15 protein-coding genes are annotated in these 9,739 nt (G+C 40.1%); 11 read left to right on the forward strand and 4 right to left on the reverse strand.

What is annotated here, in order from left to right:
- Positions 1 to 43: 43 nt before the first annotated feature.
- The 4 genes from G5B12_RS15440 (at position 44) to G5B12_RS17660 (ending at position 3,167) form a co-directional block, all read left to right on the forward strand.
- Positions 44 to 1,237, forward strand: coding sequence for a site-specific integrase (locus G5B12_RS15440; RefSeq protein WP_002590585.1), 1,194 nt, complete (start codon positions 44 to 46; stop codon positions 1,235 to 1,237).
- Between the two features lie 334 nt (positions 1,238 to 1,571).
- On the forward strand, positions 1,572 to 2,156 hold the full coding sequence (locus G5B12_RS15445; RefSeq protein WP_012744277.1) for an SOS response-associated peptidase: 585 nt from the start codon (positions 1,572 to 1,574) through the stop codon (positions 2,154 to 2,156).
- 23 nt (positions 2,157 to 2,179) lie between these two features.
- The gene (locus G5B12_RS15450; protein ID WP_015514506.1) at positions 2,180 to 2,638 is read left to right on the forward strand and encodes a YaiI/YqxD family protein; all 459 of its coding nucleotides are present in this window, start codon (positions 2,180 to 2,182) and stop codon (positions 2,636 to 2,638) included.
- 118 nt (positions 2,639 to 2,756) lie between these two features.
- Positions 2,757 to 3,167 (forward strand): hypothetical protein, encoded by a 411-nt coding sequence (locus G5B12_RS17660; RefSeq protein WP_226841039.1) that lies wholly within the window; start codon positions 2,757 to 2,759, stop codon positions 3,165 to 3,167.
- Positions 3,168 to 3,182: 15 nt separating this feature from the next.
- On the opposite strand, the gene G5B12_RS15460 is transcribed toward G5B12_RS17660, so the two are convergent.
- Both G5B12_RS15460 and G5B12_RS15465 read right to left on the reverse strand, forming a co-directional pair.
- Positions 3,183 to 4,562 carry a relaxase/mobilization nuclease domain-containing protein gene (locus G5B12_RS15460; RefSeq protein ID WP_015514505.1) on the reverse strand — a complete coding sequence of 460 codons (1,380 nt, stop codon included), beginning with the start codon at positions 4,560 to 4,562 and terminating at the stop codon, positions 3,183 to 3,185.
- Positions 4,529 to 4,852 carry a MobC family plasmid mobilization relaxosome protein gene (locus tag G5B12_RS15465; RefSeq protein ID WP_012744273.1) on the reverse strand — a complete coding sequence of 108 codons (324 nt, stop codon included), beginning with the start codon at positions 4,850 to 4,852 and terminating at the stop codon, positions 4,529 to 4,531. The genes G5B12_RS15460 and G5B12_RS15465 overlap by 34 nt, the downstream gene beginning before the upstream one ends.
- 252 nt (positions 4,853 to 5,104) lie before the next feature.
- Here G5B12_RS15465 and G5B12_RS15470 point away from each other — a divergent pair, with 252 nt between their 5' ends.
- Both G5B12_RS15470 and G5B12_RS15475 read left to right on the forward strand, forming a co-directional pair.
- Positions 5,105 to 5,479 carry an MmcQ/YjbR family DNA-binding protein gene (locus G5B12_RS15470; RefSeq protein ID WP_117539102.1) on the forward strand — a complete coding sequence of 125 codons (375 nt, stop codon included), beginning with the start codon at positions 5,105 to 5,107 and terminating at the stop codon, positions 5,477 to 5,479.
- Positions 5,476 to 5,910, forward strand: coding sequence for a flavodoxin family protein (locus G5B12_RS15475; RefSeq protein WP_117649061.1), 435 nt, complete (start codon positions 5,476 to 5,478; stop codon positions 5,908 to 5,910). The genes G5B12_RS15470 and G5B12_RS15475 overlap by 4 nt, the downstream gene beginning before the upstream one ends.
- A 57-nt stretch (positions 5,911 to 5,967) precedes the next feature.
- Here G5B12_RS15475 and G5B12_RS15480 read toward each other — a convergent pair whose 3' ends face one another.
- Both G5B12_RS15480 and G5B12_RS15485 read right to left on the reverse strand, forming a co-directional pair.
- Complete coding sequence (locus G5B12_RS15480) at positions 5,968 to 6,168, reverse strand: helix-turn-helix transcriptional regulator (RefSeq protein WP_005344265.1); 201 nt, start codon at positions 6,166 to 6,168, stop codon at positions 5,968 to 5,970.
- Positions 6,169 to 6,224: 56 nt separating this feature from the next.
- A complete protein-coding gene (locus G5B12_RS15485; RefSeq protein WP_117649057.1) occupies positions 6,225 to 6,956 on the reverse strand; it encodes an XRE family transcriptional regulator in 732 nt (243 codons plus the stop codon).
- Between the two features lie 194 nt (positions 6,957 to 7,150).
- Between G5B12_RS15485 and dinB the strand changes: the two genes are divergently transcribed.
- From dinB to G5B12_RS15505, 5 genes are all read left to right on the forward strand, one after another.
- Positions 7,151 to 8,398, forward strand: coding sequence for a DNA polymerase IV (dinB, locus tag G5B12_RS15490; protein WP_117649055.1), 1,248 nt, complete (start codon positions 7,151 to 7,153; stop codon positions 8,396 to 8,398).
- A 14-nt stretch (positions 8,399 to 8,412) separates the two neighbouring features.
- Positions 8,413 to 8,625: a DNA-binding protein gene (locus G5B12_RS15495; RefSeq protein ID WP_024720752.1), complete on the forward strand. Its 213-nt coding sequence runs from the start codon at positions 8,413 to 8,415 to the stop codon at positions 8,623 to 8,625.
- Between the two features lie 12 nt (positions 8,626 to 8,637).
- Positions 8,638 to 8,877: a hypothetical protein gene (locus G5B12_RS15500; protein WP_055180584.1), complete on the forward strand. Its 240-nt coding sequence runs from the start codon at positions 8,638 to 8,640 to the stop codon at positions 8,875 to 8,877.
- A 250-nt stretch (positions 8,878 to 9,127) separates the two neighbouring features.
- Positions 9,128 to 9,349: a hypothetical protein gene (locus G5B12_RS17665; protein WP_244096121.1), complete on the forward strand. Its 222-nt coding sequence runs from the start codon at positions 9,128 to 9,130 to the stop codon at positions 9,347 to 9,349.
- On the forward strand, positions 9,304 to 9,699 hold the full coding sequence (locus G5B12_RS15505; RefSeq protein ID WP_015524973.1) for a hypothetical protein: 396 nt from the start codon (positions 9,304 to 9,306) through the stop codon (positions 9,697 to 9,699). The genes G5B12_RS17665 and G5B12_RS15505 overlap by 46 nt, the downstream gene beginning before the upstream one ends.
- Positions 9,700 to 9,739 lie beyond the last annotated feature (40 nt).

A 9,739-nucleotide genomic window follows, 5' to 3' on the forward strand; every position in this document is an offset into this window, starting at 1 on the left:
CATATCAAGGCTCTTTCCGTCATGGAAAGGAGCATGACGAACAATGTCGGAGAAAAGACGAGATAACAGGAACCGCATTTTACGCACAGGAGAGAGCCAGAGAAAAGACGGAAGATATGCTTACAAATATATAGATACCTTTGGGAACCCGCAATTTGTTTACGCTTGGAAGTTAGTACCTACCGACAAGACCCCGGCGGGAAAACGTGAAGATATTTCGCTTCGGGAAAAGGAAAAAGAGATACAGAAAGACCTTGACGACGGGATTGACACGTTGGGAAAGAAAATGACTGTCTGCCAACTCTACGCAAAGCAGATAAGGCACCGGGCAAATGTACGGCATGGCACAAAACAGGGGCGCAAGCAGCTTATGAGGATTTTGGAAGAAGATAGTCTTGGAGCTTGCAGCATTGAGAGCGTGAAGCTGTCCGACGCGAAAGAATGGGCTTTACGCATGAAAGATAAGGGCTATTCATTCAAGACAATCAACAATCACAAGCGTTCTCTGAAAGCTGCCTTTTACACAGCCATACAGGACGATTGCATTAGGAAAAATCCCTTTGACTTCCAGTTGAACACCGTTTTAGAAGATAACACCGAACCAAAGGTACCTCTATCCCCAACACAGGAAGCGTCTTTCCTGTCCTTTGTGCAGAGTGATAAAGTCTATCAGAAGTATTACGACGAGATTATCATACTGTTAGGAACAGGGCTTCGCATTTCTGAACTCTGCGGACTGACTGAAAGCGATATTGACTTTGAGCATAAGCTAATCAACGTAGACCACCAGCTTTTGAAAGTATCGGGAGTTGGGTATCATGTTGAAACGCCAAAGACAAAAAGCGGTATCAGACAAATTCCAATGAGTACCAAAGTCTATGAAGCGTTCAAGCGTGTGCTGAATGACAGGGGACGGGCAGACAATTTTATTGTCGGCGGTTACAGCAGATTTTTATTCCTTAACCGGAACGGGCTACCGAAAGTAGCAGTCAACTTTGAAACCATGTTCCGGGGGCTTGTGAAGAAGTACAACAAAAGCCATGAGGAAGCCTTACCGAAAGTGACAACGCCCCATACCCTACGCCATACGTTCTGTACCAATTTAGCAAACGCCGGAATGAACCCGAAAGCATTGCAGTATATCATGGGACATTCCAACATCAACATGACGCTGAACTATTACGCCCATGCTACCTCTGATAGTGCAATGGCAGAAATGGAACGGCTGATTGCTTAGTAGTAGATAGAGGTTTTACTACTTGATTTACTACTTTTGGACGCGAAAACATGAGGGGAAATGAGAATATATAAGAGCTTCTTCCGATTTGAAAAATGCCGGAAAGCCTGTAAATACAGGCTATACCGGCTTATGAGAACTTATAAAGAGATAGTCAAAAACTATATTTTGATTTATAGATAAATATAAAAAGTGGCGACAGATAATTTGGGAGAATGAAGATGGTGAAGAATGTATGGGGTGGATTCAAAATTATAGATTAACTGAGTTTAAAGTGCCTAGAAATAAATGATGTATATTTGATGAAATAGAATCTATAAGTGAAGGAAGTATTATGTGTGGTAGATATTATATTGATTCTGATATGGCAGATGAAATCGAAAAAGTAGTGCATGATATAGACCAACGGATCCGGCAGGAACATTTTGCAGGAGATATCTTTCCAACCAATGTAGCACCGATCATTGAAAAATCAGAACATGGATTGAAACTGGATGTTTGCAAGTGGGGATATCCATTGTCACAAGGAAAGAATCTGGTTATAAATGCAAGAGCAGAATCTGTTATGGACAAACCTTCTTTTCGAAATGGAATCCTCTATCACCGCATTTTGATACCGGCAAGTGGGTTCTATGAATGGAATCGGTTAAAAGAGAAAAATACATTTTCCAGATATGATGCACCAGTATTGTATATGGCTGGCTTCTGTGATTGGTTTGAGAATGAACGACGATTTGTGATTATGACTACAGCAGCCAATGAATCTATGATAAAAGTACATGATCGTATGCCGCTGATATTGGAAAAAGGACAGCTGAAAGATTGGTTCGATGACAGGAAAATGGAGCAAATTCTGCATCAGGTACCGGTTCAGCTAAAACGAGAGGCAGAATACGAACAGCAGAGCTTATTCTTATAATGGTTCAGAGGAGAAATAGAAAGATGCAAATATTTGTTGATGCAGATGCCTGCCCAGTGGTTGCGATCATTGAAAAGATTGCAAAAGATAATAGTGTTCCGGTAATGTTGTTGTGTGATACAAACCATGTTCTGTCATCGACTTATAGTAAAGTTGTTGTTGTCGGTGCAGGAGCAGATGCAGTAGATTATAAACTGATTAGTATCTGCCATAAAGGAGATATTGTCGTATCACAGGACTATGGTGTGGCTGCAATGGCATTGGGAAAAGGTGCTTATGCTATTCATCAATCAGGTAAATGGTACACGGATGATAATATTGATCAGATGCTAATGGAACGTCACCTGAGTAAAAAAGCCAGAAGAAGTTCCCGTAAATGTCATGTCAAGGGACCGAAGAAGCGGACGGAGGAAGATGATGAAAGATTCGCTCAGTCTTTTGAAAAAATGCTTTTGATGGCACGGGAGAAAGAAGGCAGATGAGGAATTGTAGATGCAGAGGAACGACAGAAGCTATAAAGACTTAAAATAAAAACAGAAGAGTGCAATAGCAGATAAAACATACAAAATGCACTTGAAGTTTTATCTTGAGAATCAGCGAATGCCGGATGCTACTGAAATGAATGATATATGCAAAAGTTTGTTTACGGCAGTTCAATCGCTTGCTCCTAAAACGGAATATGAAGAATTTTATAAAATTGTTGAAAAGCGTGAAAAGAGTTATGAAGAACGTATCCTGAGAGACATTCAGAATGGAATTATAATAGAAACACTTATGGCAAAAAAACATAAGAAAACGCCGGAAGAAAAAGCAGCTGTTGCGAAACAAAAGAAGCAGCAGAGGCGAGCAAGACGGAAACAAGAAACAAGAGATAATCTGGCTAAAGAAGAAATCTTGCAAGATGACAGATTTTTCGTTATTGCCGGTTATACCTCCGGAGGTGCACCGTATGGTGTCACCTGGGAGGAAATGGGTCTGAAACCTTGGGAAGATTTGGAAGAGAATAATTGAGTTGTCAGTGCAATCTTATTTATCTCTTGTGACAGAAACAGGTTCCCGTTTTGCCGGAAGTAAGTCTGAATTGATTTCAGGAGCATCGAGCAGCACAGAGAAATTTTGCTGAATGATATCCAGTGTTTTCTGCTTTTTCTGTAATTTCTGTTTTTCCCGGACGGTAGCAGCTTGTTCAGATTCAAGATTTTCAATCCGCTTCTGGATTTTTTCAGAGCTAGGGATTTTGGTAACACCGAGATCCTGAAGCTCTTTTTTTAGTGAATCGTGGAGTTGGTATTCTGCCAGATGCTTGGAACGGTATTCTTTTGGATTTTTTGCAGATTTGCAATCTTCTATCACTTTACGGCAGAGCCGGTAAGAATCACAGTGTTTCTGAATGACTTTCTGCGTGCTTAGCTCACTGGTGATGTGTGCTATTCTCTGATCAGCCGCTTTAACAGAAGCATCAACATCAGAAACATGCTGCCTGAAATCCTCATAATTCAGTAGGTTATTTTCTGAAAGATAGTTGAAGGTGCGGGCTGCCTCTTTTAGATTATTGAGTTTTGCCCAATGTTCAAATCCTTCTCGATTGCCAGTCGTTACATACGTGGAGATATTGATATACAGGCGAGCTTCTCTGGACAGATGTTTTGGAGTTTTCACTTTGCTACGATTTTTAGCTAAGCGGATGCGGACGTTTTCTTCCGTATAATAACTTCCCAGAGATTTCATATAAGTGAAATTTTTTTGTTCCGGTGCACGGAAAGAAAGATGCTTTCCCTGCCGGACTTCATATCCAGCTAACTGCATTTTTTGTAGAAATTCCTCATAGTTGATGGAAGTCCAGATTGCTTTATCAACTGCAACACGTAGCTTGGCTTTCCAACTGGTGCCACGATGATATTCCATGTTCTCTTTATAGCTTTTTCCTTTTTCTCCGGTTGGCATACTGGTGGCAAGTCCATTTTCCAGGCAGATACGATTACTGATTCTGCAGAGTTTATGGTAGCTCCGCTTATTGGAAACATACTTGTGATGATCAACAAAGCTTGCAGCGTTGAAGATGATATGGTTATGAATGTGCTTTTTATCAACATGGGTACTGATCACGTATTCATATTTTCCTTTCAGTACTTCGGCTGCAAATTGCTGTCCTAAGCGATGGGCAGTTTCGGCATCAACTTCTCCAGGTTTAAATGACTGGATCAGATGAAATGCCAGGTTATCACCTTTGTCCATTCCATTCTTTTTTGCCATTTCTCTAGTCATGGAAAATTCGAGATCAGCAGTTTCCGGGGAACAGCCAAAACTGGAAACCAGCAGTTTTTCATCAGTCTTGTCTGGATTCGTGATATAGTCCAGAGCTTTCTTGTCTGTTACTTTAATGGGGAAGATCTTAATATATGCCATAGTTCTTTCACCATCTCTTTCAATTCTTGCATTTCTTCCGGATATAGATCTCCGGTGGTATTTACCTTTTTTGCAATCTGGTTGATATTTATGCCAATCTTGTGCATTTCCTCATACTGTTTCTTCAGAGGAGTTGTATCTGTGTTGACGATGTAGCCGTCGATTGCCATCTTACGCAGATAAGCTCCCATGTTCTTGGTTTTTGATTCTATCATCTTCCTGCGGATTAGCTTTCGTTCTTCTTCTGTGACATAAAAATGAATTTCTTTGTTTCTTTTTCTTTCAGCCATTAGCAGTTTCTCCTTTCTGAGAGGGCAGTAGTATCGTTGCTTTCAGCGTTTTTCAATTCAGGGCAGGGTACCCTAAATTGGGATTTTCCGGAAGTGTATCCTCACTTCCTGTCCTTGCTGCTGTTTTACCCCTCTATTAGTTAAAGTCAGGAGAACCGGGAAAATGCAAAAGAATTTGGCAGGTAGTACGGGATACGAAAATGTGGTATGATTATGGGCAGGATATCAGAAGAATCAGGAGTTGAAAAGATTGTGAAGACGGAAGAAATCTTTGAATACGTGCAGAAACAGTACGGTACAGTTCCAGAATATTTATGGAGTAAATCGCCAGACAGTGTTGTACTTCGTCATAAAAATGGAAAATGGTATGCAGTATTCATGACAGTTGAGAAATCTAAGTTGGGATTAGAGGGAAATGATCTGGTTGCCATCATGGACGTAAAGTGCGATCCAGAAATGACCAGCATGATTATTCAGACTTATGGATTTTTACCAGGATACCATATGAATAAACAGCACTGGATCACGATTTTACTGGATGGTTCAGTCAGTGAAGCGAAGACATTGGACTTTTTGGATATGAGCTATGACCTGATTGACGGAGCAGACAGAAAGGAAGAAAAATGAGAACAGCGATAGTATACGCATCTGTGCATCATGGAAATACAGAAAAATTAGTAAAGAGGATTGCAGAAGAATGTCAGATGGATTTGATTGATGCTGTGAAACAGCCAGATGCAGATCTGAGCAGTTATGATATGATTGGGTTTGCATCAGGAATCTATTTTTCAAAGTTTCATCAGTCGATATTGGAATTTGCAGAGAAGAATCTACCGGACGACAAAAAGATATTTCTGATCTGTACTTATGGTGGGAGTGCGAATTATAAATCCATAGAGCAGATTTTGGATAAAAAACATGCCAGTGTGGTTGGAAAATTTGGCTGTAAAGGGTATGACACATTCGGACCATTTAAACTGGTTGGAGGTATTGCTAAAGGCCATCCGAATGAAGAAGATATGAAAAACGCAGCGGACTTCGTAAAAGGAATACACTGATTTTTGAGCAAAAGGAAAACCGGGGATTTTACTCCTCGGTTTTCTGGATGTTGTGCTTCAGTCTTCAACTTGAAAAATATCTTCTACAGGCACTTTCAGGTAATGTGCCAGCCGGATTGCAATCTCAAGAGAGGGATTACGTTCTCCACGTTCGATGCGGCCTATCGTCTGGCTGCAGGAACCTATGGCTTCAGCCAAATCTGCTTGAATGAGATTCCGTTCTTCACGAATATCTTTTAGTGTATTATTGATTGCCATTCAATCACTTCCTTTGCTTATTGTTATCAGCAGGATCATGAACCTGCTGTTGAAATTTAATGGAATCCCGGAATTTCTGCACCTTTGCATTTCCCGATTACTTTTCCAAAAATCTTAAAAGAGTCAGATTCCAAAACCTGGATAGGACGATATTTTTGATTTAAAGAGATCAGATAAACACCATCTGGCTCATCGTGTAATTCCTTGATGTAAGTATTGCCGTTGAGATAGAAGATTCCAATTTCACCATTAGCAAGAGAATCTTTTTTCTGAATCCATGCAACATCGCCTGTATGATAAAGTGGCTCCATACTGTCACCGGAAATCCGTACACCAAAGTCAGTCTGCTCAGGAGCAAGGTGTCCTACGTCATAGGTTTCTTTTACAGAATCCTCCAGGTAATTTCCAGTACCAGCAGAAACTGGTTCCCAGGTAATTTCTACAGGATGATGGAATGGGATAATCTTTGCAGACAGTGGAGAAAACTTTTTAGAAGCTTTCAAAATATCAGCAAATTCAATCAATTTATTTCTGCCTTCTTCATTCAATCCACTCATAATGTTATATGGGTTTTCTCCAAAGAAGGATTCATATATATCTTCGATATCAAGTAACTGGCAAAGTGTCAGGAAAACATGTAAAGCTGGTTCTCGTGCATTGGTCTCCCATTTGGAGATTGCTTTTGTAGTGACCTGAATACCTTCTTGAGAAAGCAGGTCTACCAGATCTGATTGAGAGTATCCTTTCTTTTTTCTATTTTCTGCTAATATTTCCCCGAAATTACGCATTTGTTCGCCTCATTTCTATTTGAATTTTCTATATGCATTATACCGTATGTTAGAAATAAAATCAAGAATAATCTCCGAAATGGAGAAAATACAACCAAGATGTCACTTGACTATCTCCGGAATGTCGATATATACTAAACATACAGAAATTGATAAGACATTATGTTGAAGGAAACAGCTGGGAGGTGAAAAGTTTGAATGAGCGTGTGATCCTGCATAGTGATATGAACTGTTTTTACGCCAGTGTAGAAATGCTACATCATCCGGAATTTGCCGGAATGCCTCTGGCAGTAGGTGGCGATCCGGAAGCCCGGCATGGAATTGTACTGACAGCAAATTATATTGCCAAGAAAAAAGGAGTAAAAACCGGAATGGCATTATGGCAGGCGAAACAGGTTTGCCCGGAAATTATTTTTGTACCGCCACGGATGGATTTATATTTGCGATTTTCACAAATGGCAAGAGAAATCTATTCAGAGTATACAGACAAAATTGAGCCATATGGAATTGATGAAGCCTGGCTGGATGTATCAGGCAGTGGAAATCTGAAAGGAAGAGGAATGACAATTGCGAGAGAAATCAGCCATCGGATTAAATACGAACTTGGAGTAACAGTGAGTATTGGAATTTCCTGGAATAAGATTTATGCGAAACTTGGCTCGGATTATAAAAAGCCGGATGCAATCACAGAGCTTAATCGAGAAAATTATAAAGACAGGATATGGCAGCTTCCAGCGTCAGATTTGCTTTATGTCGGAAGACAGACGAATAAGAAATTGCAAAAACTTGGAATCCGGACAATCGGGCAACTTGCGGAATCAGACGAAAAGTTGTTAGAGAGTCATTTTGGAAAAATAGGAAATGTATTATGGGCTTTCGCAAATGGCTGGGATGAAGATCCGGTTTGCAAGGAAGGATATGAAGCACCAGTAAAGTCGATAGGTAATAGCACTACAACACCGAGAGATCTGGAAAATGATCTGGATGTCTGGATCATTCAAATAGCATTGGCAGAAAGTGTAGCTGCACGATTGCGGAAACATGGATTTAAATGCAAAACAGTAGAAATTACAGTTCGAGATAATGGATTGTATAGTTTTTCCAGACAGATACATTTACGACAGCCAACGAATATTACAAACGAGATTGTAACTGCAGCATTTCAGCTATTTAAAGATAATTACAAATGGGAACATCCCATTAGAAGCCTGGGAATCCGAGCTGCGGATCTTGTGTTAGATGATATTCCCGTGCAGTTGGATTTATTTGGAAATCAGGAGAAAAAGGAAAAGTTAGAGAAGCTGGATCGTACTGTAGATGAGATCAGACGACGGTTTGGTTATTTCAGTATACAGCGAGCGGCAATGTATCAGGATAAAGTCTTATCCCACTTAGACGCTGGTACGCACACGATCCATCCACACAGTTATTTTCATGGGTAATTGGAGGGATAGATTTGAAAAAAGCATTAACCAGAAAACAGGAAGAAAGTTATCAGTGTATTTTACGATATACCAATGAACATGGATATCCACCGACAATACGGGAATTTGGAAAATTGATCGGGGTGAAATCAACATCATCAGCATTTTCCAGAATCAAGCAGTTGGAGCTAAATGGATATATCCGAAGGATTCCGGCATCGCCAAGAGCAATCGAGATTTTATAGTGAGGTGTCGGCATGAATAAAGTATATGTAGATGTAGTGGCAGAGTTCCGGAAAGACGGACAACTGGTTCCCATATTTTTTACATGGGAGGATGGAAGAAAATATAACATCGACAGAATTTTGAAAATCGAGCGATGCGCCAGCAGAAAGGCAGGCGGTGTAGGAATGATGTACACCTGTATGATACAGGGACAGGAAAGCCATTTATTCTATGAAGTGGATAAATGGTTTATGGAGAGAAAAACAGCATAAGGAGAGATAGGTATAGACGATATTATATGGATTATTAACCGGCAGGGATAGTCACTTTCCCTTTATATTCCTGCAGGTTTTACATAAGAAGATGGATTCCGGTCAGCAAAGGCAGCTCCCACAATGCCTTTTGGATATCCGCTTCTGCAAATTGTAGTAAGTAATTGCTTCCCATCAAAATCATGGGGAAAGCGAACTGGTCTGAAAGACCGCCAGTTAGTGTGATGATGATAAGGAGATTTTGAAACTGATGACAGATAGAGATTATGCAATTAAATCAATGAAAGAAATTACCTTCCAGATGGCAAACCATGCACAGAATTATCTGGAAGTAACGATCGAAAGACATTATACTGATATTAAAGAACTGATGACAAGCTACCAGAAACTGATTTTAGAAAACCAGTTGTATTGGAAGAACTGGATATGGAGTGTCAGGAGAAGATCAATGAAGATATGGCATATGCGTTGAGTTATCTGAGTATTTATAACAATCAGCTGAATGTGCCAAAGATGCACCGGGAAATGAATAACCTGATGATCATTTACGGCTTGTCAGATATGATCTATCGTGGAATGACACTGGTGAAGTTTTATGCACCGAATGGTGTGATGCTCAGTGAGATCCTTCATTCTTGTTTTTGCAGTCATTATAATAAGACAGATGTGGAAGTACAGCAGGAGTTAGGAATAGGCAGGACTTCTTTTTATAAAATGAAGAAGCAGGCACTTGGGTATCTGGGATTTTATTTTTATGAGATCGTGGTGCCGCAGGCAAAGGATAAAAGATTTAAACCGTCACTGGGTGTTGAGGAAGAGTAGGTGAGTAATATGAGATACGAAGATTCGATGAAAGGTGTAG

The organism is Blautia sp. MSK.20.85 (assembly GCF_013317245.1).
Taxonomy (GTDB): Bacteria; Bacillota; Clostridia; order Lachnospirales; family Lachnospiraceae; genus Blautia_A.